General features: G+C 39.2%; 27 protein-coding genes and 1 tRNA gene. 9 read left to right on the top strand and 19 right to left on the bottom strand.

The annotated features are described in order from the left end of the window. Positions 1 to 155 precede the first annotated feature (155 nt). From rnr to ABH961_RS17895, 5 genes are all read right to left on the bottom strand, one after another. On the bottom strand, positions 156 to 2,594 hold the full coding sequence (rnr, locus tag ABH961_RS17875) for a ribonuclease R (RefSeq protein ID WP_098078557.1): 2,439 nt from the start codon (positions 2,592 to 2,594) through the stop codon (positions 156 to 158). 142 nt (positions 2,595 to 2,736) lie between these two features. Then, positions 2,737 to 3,477: a carboxylesterase gene (estA, locus tag ABH961_RS17880; protein WP_165775569.1), complete on the bottom strand. Its 741-nt coding sequence runs from the start codon at positions 3,475 to 3,477 to the stop codon at positions 2,737 to 2,739. A gap of 162 nt (positions 3,478 to 3,639) precedes the next feature. Further along, positions 3,640 to 3,873 (bottom strand): preprotein translocase subunit SecG, encoded by a 234-nt coding sequence (gene secG / locus ABH961_RS17885; RefSeq protein ID WP_000557264.1) that lies wholly within the window; start codon positions 3,871 to 3,873, stop codon positions 3,640 to 3,642. A 94-nt stretch (positions 3,874 to 3,967) separates the two neighbouring features. Further along, a complete protein-coding gene (locus ABH961_RS17890; protein WP_000078299.1) occupies positions 3,968 to 4,660 on the bottom strand; it encodes an LrgB family protein in 693 nt (230 codons plus the stop codon). Beyond that, positions 4,657 to 5,025: a CidA/LrgA family holin-like protein gene (locus ABH961_RS17895; RefSeq protein ID WP_000673212.1), complete on the bottom strand. Its 369-nt coding sequence runs from the start codon at positions 5,023 to 5,025 to the stop codon at positions 4,657 to 4,659. The genes ABH961_RS17890 and ABH961_RS17895 overlap by 4 nt, the downstream gene beginning before the upstream one ends. A gap of 335 nt (positions 5,026 to 5,360) precedes the next feature. Between ABH961_RS17895 and ABH961_RS17900 the strand changes: the two genes are divergently transcribed. Then, positions 5,361 to 6,311 carry a nucleoside hydrolase gene (locus ABH961_RS17900; RefSeq protein WP_098078561.1) on the top strand — a complete coding sequence of 317 codons (951 nt, stop codon included), beginning with the start codon at positions 5,361 to 5,363 and terminating at the stop codon, positions 6,309 to 6,311. A gap of 100 nt (positions 6,312 to 6,411) precedes the next feature. Here ABH961_RS17900 and eno read toward each other — a convergent pair whose 3' ends face one another. From eno to ABH961_RS17955, 11 genes are all read right to left on the bottom strand, one after another. Then, a complete protein-coding gene (gene eno, locus ABH961_RS17905) occupies positions 6,412 to 7,707 on the bottom strand; it encodes a phosphopyruvate hydratase (RefSeq protein ID WP_000103948.1) in 1,296 nt (431 codons plus the stop codon). Between the two features lie 30 nt (positions 7,708 to 7,737). Then, positions 7,738 to 9,267 (bottom strand): 2,3-bisphosphoglycerate-independent phosphoglycerate mutase, encoded by a 1,530-nt coding sequence (gene gpmI, locus ABH961_RS17910; RefSeq protein ID WP_001231145.1) that lies wholly within the window; start codon positions 9,265 to 9,267, stop codon positions 7,738 to 7,740. Further along, positions 9,264 to 10,019 (bottom strand): triose-phosphate isomerase, encoded by a 756-nt coding sequence (tpiA, locus tag ABH961_RS17915; RefSeq protein WP_001231042.1) that lies wholly within the window; start codon positions 10,017 to 10,019, stop codon positions 9,264 to 9,266. Before tpiA ends, gpmI begins: the two co-directional genes overlap by 4 nt. A gap of 32 nt (positions 10,020 to 10,051) precedes the next feature. Further along, on the bottom strand, positions 10,052 to 11,236 hold the full coding sequence (locus tag ABH961_RS17920; protein WP_002198882.1) for a phosphoglycerate kinase: 1,185 nt from the start codon (positions 11,234 to 11,236) through the stop codon (positions 10,052 to 10,054). 139 nt (positions 11,237 to 11,375) lie between these two features. Then, positions 11,376 to 12,380, bottom strand: a complete 1,005-nt coding sequence (gene gap, locus ABH961_RS17925; protein WP_000161234.1) for a type I glyceraldehyde-3-phosphate dehydrogenase — start codon at positions 12,378 to 12,380, stop codon at positions 11,376 to 11,378. A gap of 26 nt (positions 12,381 to 12,406) precedes the next feature. Next, positions 12,407 to 13,435, bottom strand: coding sequence for a gapA transcriptional regulator CggR (cggR, locus tag ABH961_RS17930; RefSeq protein ID WP_098191860.1), 1,029 nt, complete (start codon positions 13,433 to 13,435; stop codon positions 12,407 to 12,409). Between the two features lie 135 nt (positions 13,436 to 13,570). After that, a complete protein-coding gene (locus ABH961_RS17935; protein WP_000869731.1) occupies positions 13,571 to 13,816 on the bottom strand; it encodes a glutaredoxin family protein in 246 nt (81 codons plus the stop codon). Positions 13,817 to 13,825: 9 nt separating this feature from the next. Continuing rightward, entirely contained in the window at positions 13,826 to 15,133 is a 1,308-nt protein-coding gene (gene rpoN, locus ABH961_RS17940) for an RNA polymerase factor sigma-54 (RefSeq protein WP_088123730.1), read from the bottom strand. 271 nt (positions 15,134 to 15,404) lie between these two features. Beyond that, positions 15,405 to 15,701: a hypothetical protein gene (locus ABH961_RS17945; RefSeq protein ID WP_048542483.1), complete on the bottom strand. Its 297-nt coding sequence runs from the start codon at positions 15,699 to 15,701 to the stop codon at positions 15,405 to 15,407. Between the two features lie 180 nt (positions 15,702 to 15,881). Continuing rightward, positions 15,882 to 15,957, bottom strand: a tRNA-Arg gene (locus ABH961_RS17950). 155 nt (positions 15,958 to 16,112) lie between these two features. After that, the gene (locus ABH961_RS17955; protein ID WP_098221558.1) at positions 16,113 to 16,466 is read right to left on the bottom strand and encodes a YxeA family protein; all 354 of its coding nucleotides are present in this window, start codon (positions 16,464 to 16,466) and stop codon (positions 16,113 to 16,115) included. Between the two features lie 205 nt (positions 16,467 to 16,671). Here ABH961_RS17955 and ABH961_RS17960 point away from each other — a divergent pair, with 205 nt between their 5' ends. From ABH961_RS17960 to clpP, 8 genes are all read left to right on the top strand, one after another. Then, positions 16,672 to 16,878, top strand: coding sequence for a DUF1657 domain-containing protein (locus tag ABH961_RS17960; protein ID WP_000216160.1), 207 nt, complete (start codon positions 16,672 to 16,674; stop codon positions 16,876 to 16,878). A 93-nt stretch (positions 16,879 to 16,971) separates the two neighbouring features. Then, on the top strand, positions 16,972 to 17,457 hold the full coding sequence (locus ABH961_RS17965; protein WP_098047311.1) for a YhcN/YlaJ family sporulation lipoprotein: 486 nt from the start codon (positions 16,972 to 16,974) through the stop codon (positions 17,455 to 17,457). A 29-nt stretch (positions 17,458 to 17,486) separates the two neighbouring features. Next, entirely contained in the window at positions 17,487 to 17,963 is a 477-nt protein-coding gene (gene spoVAC / locus ABH961_RS17970) for a stage V sporulation protein AC (protein ID WP_000095399.1), read from the top strand. Then, a complete protein-coding gene (spoVAD, locus tag ABH961_RS17975) occupies positions 17,964 to 18,980 on the top strand; it encodes a stage V sporulation protein AD (RefSeq protein WP_098068792.1) in 1,017 nt (338 codons plus the stop codon). It begins immediately after the preceding gene. Beyond that, positions 18,977 to 19,327 (top strand): stage V sporulation protein AE, encoded by a 351-nt coding sequence (gene spoVAE / locus ABH961_RS17980; protein WP_000575918.1) that lies wholly within the window; start codon positions 18,977 to 18,979, stop codon positions 19,325 to 19,327. The genes spoVAD and spoVAE overlap by 4 nt, the downstream gene beginning before the upstream one ends. Before the next feature lie 11 nt (positions 19,328 to 19,338). Then, the gene (locus ABH961_RS17985; protein ID WP_000215899.1) at positions 19,339 to 19,545 is read left to right on the top strand and encodes a DUF1657 domain-containing protein; all 207 of its coding nucleotides are present in this window, start codon (positions 19,339 to 19,341) and stop codon (positions 19,543 to 19,545) included. 20 nt (positions 19,546 to 19,565) lie between these two features. After that, on the top strand, positions 19,566 to 20,435 hold the full coding sequence (locus ABH961_RS17990) for a DUF421 domain-containing protein (RefSeq protein ID WP_046955590.1): 870 nt from the start codon (positions 19,566 to 19,568) through the stop codon (positions 20,433 to 20,435). A 240-nt stretch (positions 20,436 to 20,675) separates the two neighbouring features. Next, positions 20,676 to 21,257, top strand: coding sequence for an ATP-dependent Clp endopeptidase proteolytic subunit ClpP (gene clpP, locus ABH961_RS17995; protein ID WP_001049163.1), 582 nt, complete (start codon positions 20,676 to 20,678; stop codon positions 21,255 to 21,257). Positions 21,258 to 21,653: 396 nt separating this feature from the next. On the opposite strand, the gene ABH961_RS18000 is transcribed toward clpP, so the two are convergent. The 3 genes from ABH961_RS18000 to ABH961_RS18010 form a co-directional block, all read right to left on the bottom strand. After that, positions 21,654 to 21,902, bottom strand: coding sequence for an HPr family phosphocarrier protein (locus tag ABH961_RS18000; protein WP_000250305.1), 249 nt, complete (start codon positions 21,900 to 21,902; stop codon positions 21,654 to 21,656). 23 nt (positions 21,903 to 21,925) lie between these two features. Continuing rightward, positions 21,926 to 22,876 carry a DNA-binding protein WhiA gene (gene whiA, locus ABH961_RS18005; protein WP_000006569.1) on the bottom strand — a complete coding sequence of 317 codons (951 nt, stop codon included), beginning with the start codon at positions 22,874 to 22,876 and terminating at the stop codon, positions 21,926 to 21,928. 89 nt (positions 22,877 to 22,965) lie between these two features. Further along, entirely contained in the window at positions 22,966 to 23,919 is a 954-nt protein-coding gene (locus ABH961_RS18010) for a gluconeogenesis factor YvcK family protein (RefSeq protein WP_000712182.1), read from the bottom strand. Between the last annotated feature and the right edge of the window lie 2 nt (positions 23,920 to 23,921).

The raw sequence follows: 23,921 nt of genomic DNA on the forward strand, positions 1-23,921 counted from the left end.
CTTGAGGCGCTCTTTGCCTCTCGGGAAGAAGCGAAGCCGCCGAACATTCTAGCCACTGTAGCTGGATTCCAACAAAAAGCGAAAGTGGCTCGCTCTCAAGCCACCAATAAAAAAGAAAAAGCCCCGCTTTTCATCAAAGCGAAGCCCTCCTTTTCTTACTTACGCTTTTTCTTTTTCTTCTTGAATCCTGGTACATTTTCGAAGAATGCTTTTTTCTTCTTGCCGTTACCATCTTTTTTTCCTGGCTGACTAGCAGATGAGGATGCAGATGAGGACGCAGACGCTGATCCTCTTCCTTTTCCTTTGCCACCACGGTCGGATTTTCTACCTGTACCACGTTCTCCGCCGCGCTCATCACTACGCTCGCTACGTCCACCGCGTTTCTTTCTGCCTGTTCTTGGCTGTTCGATAACGACTGGGCGATCTTTAAACTTACGACGAGGCGTACCTTTCATGCCAACGATTTCAAAGTCGATTGCACGCTCGTCTTTGTTTACGTTAATAACGCGAATTGTGATTTCGTCTCCGATGCGGAATACGTTACCTGTACGTTCTCCGATCATTGCGAAATGTTTCTCGTCATAACGGTAGTAATCATCCGTTAAGTAGCTAACGTGTACAAGACCTTCAATCGTATTTGGAAGCTCTACGAATAAACCGAAGTTTGTTACAGAGCTAATCATACCGTCATACTCTTCGCCAATCTTATCAACCATATACTCTGCTTTTTTCATTTCGTCTGTTTCACGTTCTGCTTCAACAGCACGACGTTCCATATTAGAAGAATGCTCTGCAATTTCAGGTAAGTTTTCACGCCATTTTGCTTGTGTTTCGTTATCGACTTTACCGTTAATGATGTATTCACGAATTAATCTATGAACGATTGTATCTGGGTAACGACGAATTGGTGATGTGAAATGTGTGTAGAACTCAGTTGATAAACCGAAATGTCCTAAGCTATCCGCATCGTAACGCGCTTGCTTCATTGAACGAAGCATTACTGTTGAAATAACTACTTCTTCCGGCTGTCCTTGAACCATTTCAAGAATTTGTTGCAGCGCACGAGGATGTATTTCATTCGCACGTCCTTTTACTGCATATCCGAAGTTTGTTACAAACTCGAAGAAACGTTCCAGCTTATCTTCTTTCGGATCTTCATGGACACGGTACATGAATGGTACGTTCATCCAGTGGAAATGCTCTGCTACTGTTTCGTTCGCAACAAGCATAAATTCTTCAATTAGCTTCTCTGATACAGAACGATCACGCATGACAACATCTGTCGGTTTACCTTCTTCATCTACTAATACTTTCGCTTCTTTAAAGTCAAAGTCGATTGCACCGCGGCGCATACGTTTTTCACGTAAAATCTGTGCCAATTGACCCATCTCTTTAAACATCGGTACGAGCGGCTCATAGCGTTTGATTAACTCTTCGTCCTCATCTTCTAAAATGCTTCTTACGTCAGCATACGTCATACGCTCTGTCGTTTTAATCACACTTTGGAAAATCTCATGCTTTACAACATCACCTAAGTTGTTAATTTCCATTTCACAAGATAACGTCAAACGGTCTACTTTCGGGTTTAACGAACAAATACCGTTAGATAGACGATGCGGAATCATCGGAATTACACGGTCAACAAGATATACACTCGTTGCTCTTTCCGCTGCTTCTACATCAATTGGAGAACCTTCTTGAACGTAATGACTTACATCCGCAATATGAACGCCAAGCTTGTAGTTACCATTCTCGAGCTTCGTTACTGTAACAGCGTCATCTAAATCTTTCGCGTCTGCACCGTCAATCGTTACGATCATTTGGTCACGCAGGTCACGGCGATCTTTTAAATCTTCTTCTGAAATCGTTTCTGGTACACTGTTTGCATGCTCCATCACTTCTTCAGGGAATGCTAAAGGTAGATGATGTTTATGGATAACTGATAAAATATCTACTCCTGGATCATTTTTATGACCTAGAATTTGAATAACTTCACCTTCTGCACTTAAACGATTCTCTGGATAGCTCGTAATTTTCACAACTACTTTATGGCCTTCTACAGCACCCATTGATGCACTTTTCAAGATAAAGATATCACTCGTCCAGCGCTTATTGTCAGGTACAACAAATCCAAAGTTTTTCGATTCTGTATATGTACCAACTAGTTCTTTCGTGCCGCGCTCTAAAATACGTACAATTGAACCTTCTTGGCGTGATCCACTTGATTGTGCGCTAACACGCGCTAATACTGTATCGCCATGAAGTGCACCGTTTAACTCTGTAGGTGGGATGAAAAGATCATCGTCTCCGGTTTTCTTCTCTTCTGGTACAACGAATGCAAAGCCACGTGCATGTCCAATTAATTTACCGCGTACTAAATTCATCTTTTCAGGAAGACCGTAACGGTTACTACGTGTGCGAATAACAAGTCCCTTCTCTTCCATCGTTACAAGTGCCTTTACAAAATCTTTAAAGCCCTCAGAACCTTCAATTCCAAATGCCTCTTCTAACTCTTGTATCGTTAGCGGTTTATACGCTTCTTCTCTCATAAATAATAACAACTTATCAATATTTTCTTGTATGATTTCTTCCAAGCAGAAATACCTCCTTTAAACCCTTATATTATTTAGTGTATCCGAAAGACCGGGGATGTATAAAGCGAAACTTTAATACTCCCCTAATGATTTTTACAGTTTTCACAAAAAATTCCTTATGAAAAAAAGAGGCAACTAGATCTTACCAATCTAGTTGCTCCAAGAAGTTATATACATCCTCATGTAGCTCGTCACGCTCTTTATCAAGTGTAATGACATGCGTAGAGTCTTCATACCATTTAATGTCTTTTAACGTAGATTCTACACCGTTATAAATAATGTTAGCACTATCTGTATTAATCATTTCATCATGACGCGCTTGTACAACAAATGTTGGGGCATAAATCATATCCACATTGTTACGTACGTCAGCAATTAATTGTTGTAATGCTTTTAATGTATTCATCGGTGTCTTTTGGAATTCCAACATTTCTTGTTCAATTTGCTCTGGTGATTTTTGCTCACGTTTTTTATATTCGCGGGCATATGCCAATATACCTTGGTACATCGTTTCTTCACTCTTAATATACATTGGTGCACACATTGGCACTACACCTAAAACCGGTACTGTATAACCTAATTTTAAAGAAAATACGCCGCCAAGTGATAATCCAGCAACAGCAATTTTCTCAAAGCCTTTATCTTTTAAAAGCTGATATGCTTCCATTACGTCTTGCCACCAATCTTCAGGACCTGTATGAACAAGCTCTTCTGGTGGTACACCGTGCCCTTTAAAAATTGGCGCATGACAAGTATAGCCTTTCTTCTCTAAGAAACGCCCTAACATACGTACATCAGCTGAGTTTCCTGTGAAACCATGTAGTAATAAAACAGCGCGGTCTCCACCCTCAAATGTAAATGGTTTCGGAGATGCTAATTTCATCATGTACTTCTCCTCTTTCTCTTCTGTAATCTAGTCGTATTCTTTCTATATCTAGTGTACCATATTTATATTTCTATAATCTAATTAGAAACATCTTTCAAATGGCAAAATAAAAAAAAGAAGAACCATTAGTACATCTTACTAACGCTTCTTCTTTCAATTCTATAAATTGAAGTACGTAACACCAATTGTTAATACAAAGAACAATACAGCTAAAACAATTGTAATACGGTTTAATACCGCTTCAATTCCACGTGCTTTTTGCTTACCAAATAATTGCTCTGCACCGCCTGAAATTGCACCTGAAAGGCCTGAGCTATTACTAGACTGCATAAGTACCATAACAATCATTAAAATCGATACAATAATAAGTAAAACGGATAATAACGTATGCACTTGGCGTACCTCCTACAAAGATTCAGTTATTTTAACTGTAGCATAAATTCTATAGAAAAGCGAGAGCTATAGGGTTGCTCTCGCTTTTCTTCTATTACATAAACATCATTGCAAATAACGGCCCGAGCAAACATGTCAAAATTGCTGTTAATGTCATTGTTACCGATCCAATAACACCTTCATGTTCATTATTTTTCATCGCTCTCATTACACCCATAATATGAGAAGCACATCCAAATCCGATACCTTTACCAACTGAGTTTGTAACACGGCTCCATTTTAATAAAAGTGGGCCGGTAATCGTTCCAGTAATACCTGCGATAACAACGAAAGCTGCTGTTAATGACGGTACACCACCAACTTGCTCTGAAACACTCATCGCAACTGGCATTGTCACCGATTTTGGTAAAGAAGATAAAATTAAGCTTTTATCTGTTCCCATAAGTGATGCAATGGCAAAATCACTTGCGATTGCAACTGTTGTCCCTACTAATACGCCACCAGCAATCGGTACAACATATTTTTGTAGAACGTGACGTTGTTTATAAAGAGGAATTGCAAATGCTACAACACCGGGTCCGAGCAGTTTTGCAATCCAGCCACCACCGCTTTCCATATAATGTTGATATGGTATATCAAGCATGATAAATAAGAAAGCCATTAACCCTGTTGCTACAAGCATTGGAATGGTGAATGGTGTTGGAAATAATTTATAGATTTTTTTAGATAATTGGTATAATAGCACCGTAAAAAGAACCCAACCGATTCCGATTAATATTTGGCTCATCGCGACTCTCTTTCCTTTCTATTCGCAAGATATTGTCCTGTATGTCCTGCGACAATAATAATTAAAAATGTACTCGCTACAATTGTAATGAAAAGAGAAATTCCTTTACTCATAAAAAAAGCACCGTAATTCATTAGGCCAAGCGTTGGCGGAATTAATAAAAACGGCATAATAGCAACGAGTGTTTCTGCTCCTAAATCGAACCATTTCACTGGAAGGACTTTTAGGCTAAGTAAAACAAGTAAGAGGAACATTCCAATCAAACTTCCTGGAATCGGAATATTTAACACTTCTTGTACCCAATTTCCAACCATATAAAAAACGTAAAGAGCTGCAATTTGGACAAGAATCTTTGTAAATTTCATGTTCATCATCCCTCATGTTTATACGATCTTCTCTTAATATCTTTATCATAGTATAAATTGTAAAAAGCTGCAATTTATCAACTTGACAGCAAAAACAGCTTATGTTAGACGCTTACAACCTTGATATGACTGGATTTCCACATAGAAATTAAGTCAAAAACCTTGACCTAATATAAAAAGTTTTTATTTTCTGAATTTATAACGTTGTTATTTCAATAAAATAATCTTTTTATCCTTAAGCTTACATATATATAAAGTGAAACTTTCATTAGTGGTGGTTTTCTTCATCCCCACAATCGGACTTTTACGGGATAAACAAGATAGGTGGTGAACATATGCCAAAAAAAGTTCTTATTTTTTGTGATCCTGGCATTGATGATACGATGGCTCTCCTCTTAGCATTCTTTATTGATGAAATAGAAATCGTCGGCATCGTTGCTGATTACGGCAATGTTCCAAAAGAAATGGCCGTACAAAACGCTCATTTTCTTAAGAACGAAGCAAAGGATAGAAATATCAAGATATTTGGTGGATCAGAACGCCCACTTACTGGCGCCCCTCCTACTTTCTTTACGGAAGTACACGGGAAACAGGGGCTCGGGCCAATTATTCCCAAGGGACATGTGACTAACGGAGAAATGGAGAATTTTTTCGAAGTTATTCCTCTTATTGAACAGTATAAAGATGAATTAATCATTGTTAGTTTAGGCAGACTTACCTCCCTAGCAATTTTATTCATCTTATGTAAACAGCTCATGAAGCAAGTTAAATCTTACTACGTAATGGGCGGTGCCTTTTTACATCCTGGTAATGTTACCCCTATTTCCGAAGCAAACTTTTATGGCGATCCTACTGCTGCTAATATAGTCCTTCAATCCTCACCTAACATGTACATCTATCCATTAAACGTCACTCAGTATTCCATCATTACACCAGAAATGGCTGAATACATTGAAGCAAAAGGAAAAGCTCCACTCGTCAAACCGTTATTCAATCATTATTACTACGGATATTATAAAGACGCCTTACCGCATTTAAAGGGGAGCCCCTTCCATGACACAATGCCAATACTCGCTTTACTTGATAACTCTATGTTTACATATCACAAGTCACCTATCGTTGTCATGACAGAATCTTATGCACAAGGAACAAGCATAGGGGAATTTCGTTCTTTAGGAGAATCTAAGCCATTTATTGATTGGCCGAGTCATCAAATCGCAATTGATTTTGATTATAACCGCTTCTTTAAACATTTCATGTCACTTATGACGGGTGAGCAATTTTAACATAAAGTGAAACTTTAATCAGTGGGGGTTTTACTGTCCGTTAACGCGGGATAAAAAAAACAGACCGTGATTTCTCACGGTCTGTCGTTATTTTCTACAATTATCGTTTGATGTTGTAGAAAGATTTGATACCATCGTAAACAGCGATTTCGCCTAGTTCGTCTTCGATGCGTAATAATTGGTTGTACTTAGCAATACGGTCAGTACGGCTCATAGAACCAGTTTTGATTTGGCCAGCGTTAGTTGCAACTGCGATGTCAGCGATTGTAGCATCTTCAGTTTCACCAGAACGGTGAGATACAACTGCTGTGTAACCAGCACGTTTAGCCATTTCGATAGCTTCGAAAGTCTCAGTTAAAGTACCGATTTGGTTAACTTTAATTAAGATTGAGTTAGAGATACCTTTTTCGATACCTTCAGCAAGTTTTTGAGTGTTAGTTACGAATAAGTCGTCACCAACTAATTGTACTTTATCACCGATACGCTCAGTTAATAATTTGTGACCATCCCAGTCGTTTTCGTCTAAACCATCTTCGATAGAGATGATTGGGAAGTCTTTGCAAAGCTCTTCGTAGAAATCAACCATTTCTGCAGAAGTTAAGCCAGTACGGCCTTCGCCCGCAAGGTCATATTTACCAGTTTCTTTGTTGTAGAACTCAGAAGAAGCAACGTCCATTCCTAAGAATACGTTCTCGCCAGCTTTGTAACCAGCTTTTTCGATAGCTTCGATGATTACTTCTAATGCTTCACGGTTAGAACCAAGGTTTGGAGCGAATCCACCTTCGTCACCTACTGCAGTGTTAAGACCTTTGTCATGTAATACAGCTTTAAGTGCATGGAATACTTCAGCACCCATACGGATTGATTCTTTGAATGTTGGAGCACCAACTGGTAAGATCATGAACTCTTGGAAGTCTACGTTGTTATCAGCGTGAGAACCACCGTTGATGATGTTCATCATTGGAGTTGGTAATTGTTTTGCATTGAATCCACCAAGGTAACGGTATAATGGAAGACCTACGAAGTCAGCTGCTGCGTGAGCTACTGCCATAGATACACCAAGGATAGCGTTAGCGCCTAGTTTACCTTTGTTTGGAGTGCCATCTAATTCGATCATAGCACGGTCGATACCAGCTTGGTCAGTTACGTCGAAACCAACGATTTCTGGAGCGATTGCTTCGTTAACGTTGTTTACTGCATTTAGAACACCTTTACCAAGGTAACGAGATTTGTCACCGTCACGTAATTCTACTGCTTCGTGCTCACCAGTAGATGCACCACTTGGTACGATAGCGCGTCCGAAAGCGCCGCTTTCTGTGTAAACTTCTACTTCTACAGTTGGGTTACCACGAGAGTCAAGGACTTCGCGAGCATAAACATCAATAATTGTTGACATAATAAATTCTCTCCTTTTTATATAAGCAAATTATTTAATAATTGTTTTACCTGTCATTTCTTTCGGTTGTTCCACATTTAAAAGCGTAAGCATTGTTGGAGCGATATCTCCTAAAATACCACCTTCACGAAGCTCTACATCATTTTTTGTAACGATGAAAGGAACCGGGTTAGTTGTATGAGCTGTCATTGGTCCACCATCAGCAGTTAACTCCTGATCAGCATTACCATGGTCAGCAGTAATAAGTGCTACACCATCTTTTGCAAGAATCGCTTCTACAACTTTTCCTAAACATTCGTCAGTTGCTTCTACTGCTTTAATTGTTGGTTCCATCATCCCAGAATGGCCAACCATATCACAGTTTGCAAAGTTAAGAATGATAACATCATGTTTATCATTTTCGATTTCATTTACTAAAGCGTCCGTTACTTCGTAAATGCTCATTTCAGGTTTCAAGTCATACGTTGCAACCTTCGGTGAGTTAATTAAAATACGCTCTTCTCCTGGGAATTCAGCCTCACGACCACCGCTAAAGAAGAATGTAACGTGCGGATACTTTTCAGTTTCCGCGATGCGAAGTTGCTTTAATCCCGCTTGCGCAACAACTTCACCTAATGTGTTATCAAGGTTCATTGGCTTGAATGCCACGTAACCATCTACAGTTTCACTGAAATGTGTCATACAAACGAATTCAGGAATGTGAGGTACTTTTTCACCACGATCGAACTCACGGAAGTCTTCGTTTGTAAATACACGAGCAATTTGAATTGCACGGTCTGGACGGAAGTTATAGAAGATAACTGCATCATCATCATTGATTGTTGCAACTGGCGTGTTATCTTCGTTAACAATTACAGACGGCAATACGAATTCATCATAGATACCGTTCGCATAAGAGTCTTCTACACACTCTTCTGCTGATTTATAAGTAGGGCCTTCACCATTCACCATAGCACTGTAACATTTTTCTACGCGATCCCAACGCTTGTCACGGTCCATAGAGTAATAACGACCAGAGATAGTCGCGAATTGTCCTACTCCTGTTTCTTTAATTACTTCATTTGTTGCATCGATATAACCTTTTGCTGTTTGTGGTCCAACATCGCGGCCGTCTAAGAATGCATGGATATAAACTTTCTCCACGCCTTCTTTTGCTGCTAAGCGAAGAAGAGCAAACATATGGTTCATGTGACTGTGCACACCACCATCAGAAAGTAAACCGAATAAATGAAGAGCAGTACCTTTTTCTTTTACGCTTTTAATTGCATTTTGGAAAGTTTCGTTCTGATCGAACTCACCTTCACGAATTGCAACGTTTACGCGTGTTAAGCTTTGATATACAATGCGGCCAGCACCGATATTTAAGTGACCAACCTCAGAGTTACCCATTTGACCTTCTGGAAGACCTACTTCCTCACCACAAGCTGTAAGCGTTGTATGAGGGAATTTGTTCCAGTAACCATCAAAATTAGGTTTCTTAGCTTGTGCTACAGCATTCCCATGAGTTTCTTCACGTAGTCCGAAACCATCAAGAATGATTAAAGCTGTTGGCTTTCTCATTTTACCGCCCCCAGAAGACCTAAGAACGAAGCAGGCTCTAAGCTAGCACCGCCAACTAAAGCGCCGTCGATGTCAGATTGTGCCATATACTCTTTAATGTTTTCTGGTTTTACGCTACCGCCGTATTGAATACGAACAGCTTCTGCAGCTTCTGGAGAAACAGCTTCTGCAACAACTTTACGGATGTGCGCACATACTTCGTTTGCATCTGCAGAAGAAGAAGATTTACCTGTACCGATAGCCCAGATTGGCTCATAAGCGATAACAGTTGCTTTAACTTGCTCTTCTGTTAAACCTGCAAGTGCTTTTGTCACTTGACCTGCTACTAGATCAAATGTTTTTCCGCTTTCGCGCTCTTCTAAAGTCTCACCACAACATACAATTGGTGTTAAACCATGTTCAAATGCTGCAAGAGTCTTTTTGTTTACTGACTCGTCTGTTTCAGCAAACATTTCACGACGCTCAGAGTGGCCAAGTACTACGTAGCCTACTTTTAAGTCGCTAAGTGCTACTGGGCTAATTTCGCCAGTGAATGCACCATTTTTTTCGAAGTGCATGTTTTGTGCACCTACTTGTAAATCAGTTCCTTCAGTTGCTGCTACTAAACGCTCTAAGAATAGAGCTGGAGAGCAAACTACTGCATCAACAGCTGAAGCTGCTGGGATTTGACCTTTAACTTCCTCTACGAAGCTAACTGCTTCAGATAGAGTTTTATTCATTTTCCAGTTACCTGCGATAATTGGTTTACGCATGCTTTGCACCGTCCTTTTTCTTTGGCTGCTACTTATTTGTCGTTAAGACAAACTACACCTGGAAGCTCTTTACCTTCCATGAATTCTAATGACGCACCGCCGCCAGTAGAAATGTGGCTCATTTTATCAGCCATACCGAATTTTTCAACAGCTGCTGCAGAGTCACCACCGCCGATAACAGAGTATGTATCTTCTGCATCTGCTAATGCTTGTCCTACTGCTTTTGTACCTTCTGCGAATGGAGTCATTTCGAATACACCCATTGGTCCATTCCATACAACAAGCTTAGAATTTTTAATTACATCTGCATAAATTTCACGTGTTTTAGGACCGATGTCCACGCCTTCCCATGTAGAAGGAATAGAGTCGATACCTACGATTTGAGTTGTTGCAGTTTCAGAGAATTCCTCTGTGATTACAACATCAACTGGCATGTAGAAGTTTACGCCTTTTTCTTTTGCAAGTTGCATAAATTCTTTAGCTAGTTCAATTTTGTCGTTTTCACATAGAGATAGACCAATTTCATGACCTAAAGCTTTAACGAATGTGTAAGCAAGTCCGCCACCGATGATTAAGTTATCTACTTTGTCTAATAGATGACGAATTACACCGATTTTATCTTTTACTTTCGCACCACCGATGATAGCTGTGAATGGACGTTCTGGGTTAGAAAGTGCTTTTCCAAGTACATCTAACTCTTTTTCCATTAATAATCCAGATACTGCTGGTAGGTAGTCTGCGATACCTGCTGTAGAAGCGTGAGCACGGTGAGCTGCACCGAATGCATCGTTTACGAAGATATCAGCAAGAGCTGCAAATTCTTTCGCAAGTTCTGCATCGTTCTTTTCTTCGCCCGCATAGAAACGTACGTTTTCAAGAACTAATACGTCGCCTTCGTTCATTGCTGCAACCATTTCTTGTGCAACTGGTCCGAATGCTTCGTCTGCTTTTTTAACATCTTTACCAAGAAGCTCGCCTAAACGTGCTGCTACTGGAGTAAGACGTAATTCTTCTACTGCTTGACCTTTTGGACGGCCTAAGTGACTTGCTAAAATAACTTTCGCACCTTGCTCTACTAAATATTGAATTGTAGGAAGAGCTGCACGGATACGAGTTTCATCTGTAATTTTGCCTTCTTTCATAGGTACGTTGAAATCAACGCGGCAAAATACACGCTTACCTTTTAAATCTACGTCACGAATTGATTTTTTGTTCATTGGATTTCCCTCCGACTACTAGTTAGGATTGACAAAACCCACTCAAAAGCTTAACACATTTGCTTTTAAAACGAAAGAAGAGAGAGAGGGAACAAACCCTCTCCCTCGTTTTGTCATTGATTACTTATATAATTAAGAATTAAAGACCTTTAGAAGTCATGTATGCTGCTAGGTCTACTACGCGGTTAGAGTAACCAGTTTCGTTATCGTACCAAGAAAGTACTTTAACCATGTTACCTTCCATTACCATTGTAGATAATGCATCGATTGTAGAAGAAGCTGTACATCCGTTATAGTCGATAGATACTAATGGCTCTTCGCTGTATCCAAGGATACCTTTTAATTCGCCTTCAGCTGCTGCTTTGAATGCTGCGTTTACATCTTCAACTGTTACTTCTTTGTCAAGTTCAACAACTAAGTCAACAAGAGAAACGTTAGCAGTTGGAACACGTACAGCGCCACCGTTTAATTTACCTTTAAGTTCTGGTAATACTAATGCTACAGCTTTAGCTGCACCAGTAGATGTTGGGATCATGTTTTCAGCTGCTGCACGAGCACGACGTAAATCTTTGTGTGGTAAGTCTAAGATTTGTTGGTCGTTAGTGTAAGAGTGAATTGTTGTCATCATTCCGCGTTTTACGCCGAATTTTTCGTTTAATACTTTAGCGAATGGAGCTAGACAGTTTGTAGTACAAGAAGCGTTAGATACTACGTTGTGGTTAGCTGCATCATATTGTTCGTGGTTAACACCCATAACTACAGTGATATCTTCGTCAGAAGCTGGAGCTGAGATGATAACTTTCTTAACTGATCCACCTAAGTGTTTTTCAGCGTCTGATTTTTTAGTGAAACGGCCAGTAGATTCTACTACTACTTCTACTCCGTAGTCGCTCCATGGTAATTGAGCTGGGTCACGCTCAGCGATAACTTTAATTTCTTTACCGTTAACAACGATGCTGTTTTCGTTAGCAGATACTTCTGCATTTAAAGTTCCGTGAACTGTGTCATATTTTAAAAGGTGAGCTAATGTTTTAGCATCTGTTAAGTCGTTGATTGCTACTACTTCTACCTCAGAGTTGTTAAGAGCTGCGCGGAATACGTTACGTCCGATACGTCCAAATCCATTAATACCAATTTTAGTCATTTGAATTTCCTCCTTGGGGGATTATATTAAAGGGTAATACCCTTTGTTAACTGTTTTGCTGCACCTTCATCTGTAATTAGAATTGAAGTGTGCCCTTGTTTAATTACAGCCTGTATTGCCTTTGCCTTTGAAGAACCTCCAGCGACTGCAACAACGTGAGATACATGTTGTAAATCCTCAAGTTGCATACCAACTGTTCTTACTTTATGAACAACACTTCCTTGTTCATTAAAGTAGTAACCGAAAGCTTCGCCTACTGCTTCGCTTGCTTGAATCTTTAACCAATCTGCTTCTGAAGTATTTCTGCGACGTGCCATTGTTAACGCATCACCTATTCCATGAATGACGATATTGGAAGATCGAATCAACTCAAGAACTTCTTTCACGGAAGGCTCTGTCACAATAGACGCATATGCTTCGCTACTAACATGGTCTGGAACATACAATAAGCGATAATTACTCATCGTATTTTGTGCCATCTTGGCACAAATGGTATTGGCTTCTAATTCGACACCCTCTCCAATTCCACCACGCGCTGGGACAAATAGCATATGTAAATCTTTGCAATCAAGCTGCATCATGTCCGCAGCAGCAGCTAGCGTAGTTCCTCCAGCCACAGCAACGATATTATTCGCTGTCAGACGGTCTTTTATACAAGTCACACAAGCACGGCCCATCTCCAGTTTGACCCAAGGTGATTCATCACTATCACCAGGGACAACGAAAACTTCATCCAAGTCTAATGTTTCCTTAAGTTGCTTTTCTAAAACCTTTAACCCGGAAATTTCTTTCATAAAGTCTTCCAAAGCAAGAACTAAAGCTGTTCCTTCTTCTGTCAAAGTCATTCCAGAAGAAGCGACGTGAACTAAGTTTTGTTCTTTCAAAACTTGAACTTCACTTCGCAATACTCGTTCTGTCATACCGAGACTTGCTGACAAGTTTCTTCTTCCAATCGGCTGCATGAGCCTAATGTATTGAAGAATTTGCATTCTCGTTTGCATAACAGGTAGCAGATCAGGTAATAATTTTTTTGTGTTCTGAATCCATGAGCGCATATCTTTTCTCCTCACTACATTGGTTCATTTTTCCTCATGGTCACTTTACGTCCCATAGTGACATTTTGTGTCCCACATAGGTTAAAAAAATAATCCCTGCTACGTGTATTATTGTAACAGGAGATAGAAACTTATTCAACTCTTAACTGCATTCTTTATATAGTTTATTATGACACCTTTGTGAATGTTACCATATTCTACTTGTTTTCCGCCTATTTCTACCACCGGAATCATTAGGTGATATTTTTCTAAAAGGTCATTATCTTCATATATATTTATTTCCTCGATTTGAAAAGAATATTCACATTGTACTTCCTCTAAAACTTGTTTCGCCTGCACGCAAAGGCCACAATCTTTTTTTGTATACAGTACAACTTTCATATTCTTCACCTATCCGATCGTTTTTCGTAATGATGACGCTGGAATGTGCATTTGTTCTCTATACTTCGCCACTGTTCTTCGAGAAATAACGATTTCATGCTCTTCTTCTAATAATTTTGAAATCTTTTGATCTGAAAGTGGCTTTTTCTTATTCTCCGCCTCAACAAGCGTTTGGATAAATCGTTTCACACGCTTTGTAGAAACTGCTTCATCTTCAGTAGTCGAAATAGCATTACTAAAGAAAGATTTCATCTCAAATAAACCATGTGGTGTTTGCACATATTTATTTCGCGTTGCACGACTAATTGTAGATTCATGCACACTTAACTCTTCCGCTACCTCTTTTAAAGCAAGCGGTTTTAAATATTCTGGCCCTTCCCAGAAAAAATCACGTTGTTTTTCCATAATAATAGTCATCACTTGCAGAAGCGTTTGTTTTCTCTGTTTTAAACTGCGCATAATCCACTGCACATGCTGATACTTTTCTGATACATAAGATGCTACTTCACTTTCACTATTATTCAGAAGCGCACTATACTCAGAATGAATTTCAATTCTCGGCATATTTCTCTCGTTCATTTGTAAAACGAGACGATCACCATCTTTTTTCACCGCCATATCAGGCACAATATAAAGCGGTTTATCAGAAGAAAACGCAAGACCTGGTTTCGGCTGTAATGACGTAATACAGTTCACCGCCGATTGCAATTCTTCATTACTACACTTCAACACTTGAACGAGCTTTCGCCAATCTTTCTTCACGAAATAAGCGAAGTGATCCTCTATAACCTCTTCCGCTAATCCATTCCGTCTTTGTAAGCGCTTCAATTGTAAAGTTAGACATTCCTGAATATTACGCGCCCCTACCCCTGCTGGCTCGAGTGATTGGACAAGCTCTACAAAGCGGGCGACTTCATGAATCGGTGCGGAAAGGAGATCCGCTAACTCTTCGTTCGTTTCTTGTAAATACCCATTTCCATCCATGTTCATAATAATGAAAGAAGCTATTTTTCGCTCTTCTTCATCTATTTTATAATACTGTATTTGATTTAATAAATGTTGCTGAATCGTTGTTGAATCCACACTGTAGATTTCCATCTGATTCTCGACTTGTTTGCTGGTACTTTTACTGTTGTTAGAGCTCTTTTTCTTCTCCCTCTCAAAACCACCTAACTCAATAAGGGGATTCTCTAACGATTGCTCATACAAAAACTCCGATAATTCTTGTACATTATACTGGAGCATTGTAATCGCTTGCCTTAACTCTTGTGTCATTGCCAAACGTAAGCTTTGTTCTTGTAAAAGACTTGCCTTCAAACTAATCTCCCCCTTGTTTCTATTGTACAATAAGTTTGGTAAAAGGAGAATGCTATCACAGACACCCATTCCAAAATATTATTAATTTATATGTATTAATGAGATTTACAACTTACAACCGAAATTTGAATAATATTGAAAGAAAATAATAGCGCGATATAATTATTACCACATACTAATAGTAAATCTTATTATCAGATATAACAAGTGTTAATAAAAAAGGTCTGCACTTATATTTGTAAGTGCAGACCTTTTTATGCAGATAGATTCATTATGCTTCGTTAAATATAACATCCCCTTCTTCAGCAGGCCATTCACCTTCTAATTCCATGTCGTCTAACATCATTTCAGCCGTAAAGACAATCGCTATTAAATCCTTATGGTAGTCTCCGCTAGGCAAATAGTGACTAGGTCCAAAACAATCCCTATCAATTCCTTTATATTGCAATTCCATATTTAACATGAATTTCAACATTTCATCGCCTGTAATTTCACCAGAATCAGATACAGCAACGGTTCTACGTTCGTTATCCCCTAAAATACTTAAATATCCACTAATTTTACGCACCTGCAATCCCCTCATACTATAATTTTTAGATAATTTTAGTATAAACTCATTACAAAATTAACAGAAGTACCTTGTTGGACCATAACAAAAACCCCCTATACACGATTATTTCTAATCACATACAAGAGGTTGTTTTAAATTTACTATTTATTTTCAACACGTAACACCAACAATACATAACGCGCCCAGAGGGATTCGAACCCCCGGCAGACGTGGTACCGGAAACCACCGCTCTATCCGACTGAGCTATGGGCGCATGATTATAAAATATACTTCATTTTCTCTCCATAATAATAGCAATAAAAACCATTTAAATCAATAAAAACTCTTTGATAGCACATTGTATATACGATATTTTCTGCATAAAAATGCCCCCTATTTTCTACATTTAGGAGGCAATTCTTAACGGTCTTATTTATCTAGTTTCTCTTTAATCTCTTTTGGAATTTCATCCGGTTGTACTTCTTGGTACGTTTCGATATACTCACCTTTCGTTTTAACTTTTACATATGCTCCTTCTCTAAGCCCACGAGGTGCATAAAACTTAACATCTCTTCCTTCGCCCGAAGTGTAATAACCGGTAAGTTTATAGTCTCCAGCTACCTCTCCAACTGTAGATAGTCGGCCAGATTCTTTCGCTTTTACATATACAAAGTCTTCTTTCACAAGCGGATTATATCTATCAGTCACCTCATTATGAGAAAAGCTTGCCACACCAATAACTAATATAAAAAGTCCAATTAAACCTAATAATAATTTCTTCATTTTTCTCTCCTTCAAATGTCCTTTTGACTTGCTTTACTTTCTTTATTCTAGGAGAAAAAGTTTTTTTCCACTATCGCTTTTCCTTACATATTCATTACAAAATTGTAATCCACACATGTAACACTCCTAAATTTTCCAATCATAAATTCACCCCAACTCACAAATTATAATCTTTGAATTGATATTCCAAAGGGGGCTTCATTCAATGACTGTAATTACAAAATTAAAGCAAACTGTTTCTGGATTAAAAAGTGCACAAGCTAGCTTAGAGGGATTCGCTCTTGATACGGATAACCAACAAGCTAAGCAACTTTTCCAAACAGCTGCAGAGCAAACGCAAACGATTATCGATTCTTTAAATCCACGCGTTGAAGAAGTCCAACAAGAAGAACCACAATACTCACAGCAATAACGAATTAGTCATGCTGTGAAATAGAAAAAGGATGATATGCAGTCATCCTTTTTCTATCACATTACATATTGCAACAGAAATGGAATGATAATCATGCGAAAACTCGGCCTCATAACCGCGTTATTTGCCCTTCTATGTAGCTCTTTTGCCGGATGTGATAATAGTCCCTTAGATAAAAAAGTGAAAGAAGAAGCAAAACGAACGGAGAAAGAAAAAGGTCCCAAACTAACAAAGACGAGTACAGAATCCTTTAATCAATCTATATCACAAGGAGCCAAGAAAAGGGCTCTCGCTATGGATGAAATTACAAAAAGCACAGCGGTGAATTCAAATTTGGATCTCTACATAGCAGTTCTGCCTGAGCATCACGAAAGGTTTGGATTAAAGCCTCTGCGTAAGAAGCTTCAAAAGCAGCTAAGTGATGAGCATCCTACTTTCGATGTTCGTGTAAGTACTGATAAAAAAATCTTTATGTTACTCGAAAAGCTTGAGAACAAAATTAAGAAAAAAGAAGTATCTAAAGACGAGATCAATAAGCAATTAAAACTCATTGGGAAAAAAATGGAGTCTAACACTTAACGCTTTTTAATAGAAAAGGAAGGATCGCAATGTCTAGTAAAGATAAGAACTTAACCCCTGTGCAACAAGAGTATAAAAAATTCGAGCAAGAACGCGAACCGAAGCGCCCTGTCTTGAAAAATTGTATTAAAGCCTTTTTCGTCGGTGGTTTTATTTGCTTCATCGGACAACTCATTTCTACGTTTTATATCACATATTTTGACTTCACTGAGCGTTCAGCAGGAAATCCAACAGTCGCAACTCTCATTTTCATTTCCATGTTACTAACTGGTTTCGGTATATATGACCGTTTTGGGCAGTTTGCTGGAGCAGGCACAGCTGTACCCGTTACTGGATTTGGTAACTCTGTTATTGCCGCATGTATCGAACACCGAACAGAAGGGTTCGTACTCGGCGTTGGAGGAAATATGTTTAAATTAGCCGGCTCTGTTATTTTGTTTGGTGTATTTTCAGCTTTCGTCATCGCACTTATTAAAACGATTCTCGTTCAATGGGGAGGGCTATAAATGTTACAAGGACACCGAACGTGGGTATTTGAAAATAAACCCGTTATTATTTCGACAGGAGTCGTTGGTGGACCGTTTGAAGCAAAAGGAAACATTCCAGAAGACTTCGATATCCTCCATGAAGATTTATGGCTCGGCCAGGATTCCTATGAAAAAGCACATAAAATTTTATTCGAAGAAGCTTGTAGCCGCGCTACTGAAAAAGCCAAGCTTCGTAAAGACGATATTCAATTCGTACTTGCAGGAGATTTAATTAATCAAATCACTCCAACAAGCTTTGCCTGCCGTACACTCGGAACACCATATCTCGGATTATTCGGAGCATGTTCTACTTCCATGGAAGGATTAGCGCTCGGGGCAAGTATTGTAAATGCAAAAGGCGCAAAATATTTATTAACCGGGGCATCTAGTCATAACACCGCTGTAGAGAAGCAGTTCCGATATCCAACTGAATACGGCGGTCAAAAACCTCCTACCGCACAATGGACAGTAACTGGAGCTGGCGCAGCTATTTTAAGCGACACTGGACATGGTCCTAGAGTAACATCTGCAACAATCGGACGAGTGGTTGATATGGGACTAACGGATCCGTTTAATATGGGCGGTGCGATGGCTCCAGCTGCCGTCGATACAATTGAAGCCCACTTGCGCGAACGACAAATTGATGCCTCTTACTACGATTTAATCGTAACAGGCGACCTAGGACATGTCGGTCGCGAAATTGCTTATGACTTACTACATAAACACGGAACGAAAGTAACGAGCGAACAGTTTCAAGATTGCGGCATACTCATTTATAGAGAAGGGCAACCTGTCATAGCTGGTGCTAGCGGACCGGGATGTTCCGCAACAGTCGTGTACGGTCATTTATTAAACCGAATGAAAAGAGGAGAGTTCAAAAAAATACTTGTCGTTGCGACAGGCGCTTTACTATCTCCACTTACATTCCAACAAGAAGAAACGATTCCGTGTATCGCTCACGCCGTTTCGATTGAATTTGGAGGTGCAACGCAATGATTTTTTTCTGGGCTTTCGTCATCGGCGGACTCATATGTGTAATTGGCCAACTTATGTTTGATGTTGGCAAGCTAACACCCGCTCATACAATGGCAACACTTGTTGTTGCCGGTGCTATACTGGACGGATTCAACCTGTATGAACCATTAATCGATTTTGCTGGAGCCGGGGCAACTGTACCTATTACAAGTTTCGGTAATGCTCTCGTTCACGGCGCAATGGAAGAAGCTGCAAAACACGGCATCGTTGGCGTCATTACCGGAATGTTTAAAGTAACAAGCGCTGGTATTTCTGCTGCTATCATATTCGGATTCATTGGTGCATTACTATTCAAACCGAAAGGATAAGAGGTGTTTGTATGACAGTTATCGCTAGCGTTAAAACCTGCCTTGCTAGTGTAAGGGGCGCTCAAGCAAGTTTAAGCTCCCTTTCACTACATTCACAGGACGCGGAATCAAAACGCGTATTTCATGAATGTATGTTAGAAATGGACAGCATCATCGCTGATTTACAGAATAGAGTTTCATTATTAGAACGTGAAGAACCTCAATATAAAGGGTTTTAAGTAGACTGGAGGAAATGACTATGTCTCACCTGCCGGAATGGACACTTGTCATTCTTCGCTCTGTATTCATATTAATTATTTTATTCGCTATTACGAAATGGTTAGGGAAAAGACAAATCTCTCAGCTCTCCTTTTTTGAATACATAGCCGGAATGACAATCGGTGACATCGCTGCCCAAGTATCTACAGGGCTCGATTCAAAATTTTTCCACGGCGTCTTTGCGATACTCATTTTCGCTGTGGTACCTTTTTTCACAGGAATCCTCTCCTTAAAGAACAAAACAGCTCGCGACTTCTTTGAAGGGAAATCTACCGTATTAATAAAAGATGGAAAAATACTCGAAGATAACTTAAAGAAAGAAAAATATACAAGTGACGAATTACTGGAACTACTCCGTGGAAAAAATGCTTTCAGCGTAGCTGATGTTGAATTTGCCGTACTAGAACCGAGCGGAGAATTAAATGTATTATTGAAGAAAGATCGCCAACCACTTACAGCAAAAGACGTTGGCTTAAAAGTACCGAATGAAAAAGAACCACAAACTGTTATTATGGATGGCAATGTCTTAGATGAACCTCTATCCTCTAGTGGACATAACCGCGCTTGGTTACATTCTGAACTAGAAAAGCTCGGTGTTGTTATTGAAAATGTCTTTCTCGGTCAAGTGGATTCATACGGACAACTTACTATCGACATTTATAATGACAAACTACAAATGCCTTCTCCTCAAAACAAGCCTTTATTATTAGCATCTTTAAAAAAATGTCATGCTGATCTTGAACTATTTTCCCTAGAAACAAAGTCGAAATCAGCAAGCGAAATGTATAGTAAAAACGCGAAACACATCGAAAAGATTTTAAATAAAGTAACCTATCTTTTAAAAGAATAGATATCACAAGAACGCTTCAGTAAAAAGGCGTTCTTTTCTTTTTACTACAGATTTCATGACGTTTAAATTTATGTAATTCGGTTATGATGTTGAAGATACATAAGCAGGGAATTTCAAAAACATAGCGAATAATTCATGGTACAACTACATATTTTTTTGATTTAAAGTGGTTTCGTTTGACCTTTATTGACCATAATTGTATTATAAGACTAAGAAAGCTTTAGAAGGAGGAAATAACAGATGAATTTAATTCCTACAGTAATTGAACAAACAAATCGTGGAGAACGCGCTTACGATATTTACTCTCGACTATTAAAAGACCGCATCATTATGCTTGGTAGTGCAATTGATGACAACGTAGCTAACTCAATCGTTTCCCAGCTTTTATTCTTGGAATCTCAAGATCCAGAAAAAGATATTCACATCTACATCAATAGCCCTGGTGGTTCTATCACAGCAGGTATGGCAATTTACGATACAATGCAATTTATTAAACCACAAGTATCAACAATCTGTATCGGTATGGCTGCATCTATGGGTGCATTCTTACTTGCAGCAGGTGAAAAAGGAAAACGTTATGCACTTCCAAACAGTGAAGTAATGATTCACCAACCACTTGGCGGAGCACAAGGCCAAGCGACTGAAATCGAAATCGCTGCAAAACGTATCCTATTCTTACGTGAAAAACTAAACCAAATTCTTGCTGACCGCACAGGTCAACCACTTGAAGTACTACAACGCGACACAGACCGCGACAACTTCATGACAGCTGAAAGAGCTCTAGAATACGGCTTAATCGATAAGATCTTTACAAATCGTTAATAGATTTAAAGCGGAAGCGGCTCGTTTAGAATGGGAGGAGGATGGAGCTTCTGACAAAGAGGTGCTTTTTACCTCGTCGGAAGAAGCGAAGCCACCGACCATTCTAGCCGCTGGAGCTGGATAGATTTAAAGCGGAAGCGCCCTATAATTGGGCGCTTCTTTTATATATTGTCCCCCGCTCACATACCCCACCTAGTATACCCCTAAATATATCGGCGATTTTTCAAATATATCGACCGTAACTCCAATTATATCGGCGATTATTTTAATATATCGACGATTCGACACAACTTATCGACTTACCGACAACCCTCGACAAGCACGCGCCCCCTACATACCCGACTCCCAACACCAAATAACAAAACAAAAAAGCTATCGCACATGCGCGATAGCTTCTTATTGTATATATGCAGCTAATGCTTCTAAAGCTTCTTCTGCATCTGAACCTTCTGTTGTAATTGTTATCATGCTACCAGTTCCAATTGCTAAGCTCATAATCCCCATTATGCTCTTTGCATTCACTGTCTTTCCATCTTTCTCGATGAAGATATCTGCATGAAAGCGATTGGCCTCTTGTACAAACAACGCAGCCGGACGTGCTTGTAAACCGTTTTTTAATGAAACTTTAACTCGTTTTTGAACCACAGCTCCATTTCCCCTTTAACCTCTTATTTTTTTGCTACAGCTTCCCCCGCGCGTAATTTCTCTGCAATCTCATCGATTTTACGCAAACGATGATTAATACCCGATTTACTAATTTTCCCCCCGGATACCATCTCGCCTAACTCTTTCAATGTTACATCTTGATAATCTCTTCGTAATTGTGCAATTTCTCGCAGTTTATCTGGTAATATATCAAGACCAACTGTCTCATCAATATAACGGATATTTTCAATCTGCCTTAGCGCTGCACCAATTGTTTTATTTAAATTGGCTGTTTCGCAGTTCACTAAACGATTTACTGAATTACGCATATCGCGAACGATTCGAATGTCTTCAAATCTTAAAAGTGCATTATGAGCGCCTATAATATTTAAAAACTCCGTAATCTTTTCTGCTTCTTTCAAATACGTAATGTACCCTTTTCTTCTTTCCAACGTCTTACTATTTAAATCAAATCCGTTCATCAATTCACATATAGCATCATTATGTTCCTTATATAACGAAAAGACCTCTAAATGATAAGATGATGTTTCTGGGTTATTTACTGAACCACCTGCTAAAAATGCACCTCGTAAATACGATCGTTTACAACATTTCTTCTCGATTAATTCCTGGGATATATTTCGAATTAACGAAAAGTCGTCTCGAACAATATGAAGATCAGCTAATATTTCGCGAGACTTCTCAACAAGCCGCACAATATATACATTATTTTTCTTCAATCGCATTTTTTTACGAACAAGTAATTCTACCGTCACGTCATATCCTTTTTTCAAAAGCGTATAAATCCTTCTTGCAATTGCCGCATTCTCCGTTTGAATATCGATAGATAGACGACGGTTTGAAAAAGAAAGCGATCCGTTCATTCGAAGTAACGCTGATAATTCTGCTTTCTCACAGCATTCCTTCACCTCAAGATTCGTTAGCTCTTTCTTTGTTTCTGATGCAAATGACACAGTCAACACCTCCTTATACGATTACTTTGGAACAAAAATCTTGTCCTATATGAAATGATGAGCGTTACCTCAAAAGAGGCAACGCACATCTACAACAGTGAATATAAAATAGAAGCTAGTTTTAATGTATCGTGCCTTACAACACGATCATCATACTTCGCTAATTGATCTTGAATGACATCAATATTGCTCTCTGTAAAACGCTCTTCATCTACTACAACTGGTGCCGACATTTCTTCCTCATACAACTGACGTAATTCACAAGGAATATCACGGTTATTTACAATTGCAGTATCGATAAATGGTTTACCTAAATGATCATGTAACGCCTGCACATGGTCAAACGCAGTATATCCCATCGTTTCACCAGCTTGCGTCATAACATTACAGACATATACCTTCTTCGCTTTTGCAGCAAGAACAGCGTCCCCGATTTTGTTAACAACTAAATTCGGTAATATACTCGTATACAAACTTCCTGGACCAAAAACAAGTAAATCAGCTCGTTTAATCTCAGCCAACGTTTCATGTAAAGGCTCTACATCTTCTGGAGTTAAAAAGACGCGGTTAATCTTCTTCCCAGAATAAGGAATCTTTGATTCACCTGTTACAATTTCTCCATCTTCTAGTTCCGCATGAAGTACCGCACTTTGGTTCGCTGCAGGTAACACACGTCCTCTGACATTTAACACTTTACTCGTTTCCGTAATCGCATGGAAGAAGTCTCCTGTAATCGAGGTCATACCCGCTAATAATAAATTTCCTAACGCATGACCTTTCAGCCCGTCTCCCGTTGTGAAACGATGCTGAAATAAAGCTTCCACCAGCGGCTCTACATCTGATAATGCAACAAGTACGTTACGAATGTCACCTGGGGGTGGAATTTCGAGCTCATCACGTAATCTACCTGAACTGCCACCATCATCAGCGATTGTAACAACTGCTGTAATATCAACTGGATATTGTTTTAATCCTCTTAATAAAACAGAGAGTCCAGTACCGCCTCCCATGATAACAATTTTAGGTTTTCTCTCTTTTTTCATCC

It is taken from the genome of Bacillus sp. RC251 (genome assembly GCF_044908765.1).
GTDB classification, from domain to species: Bacteria; Bacillota; Bacilli; order Bacillales; family Bacillaceae_G; genus Bacillus_A; species Bacillus_A wiedmannii.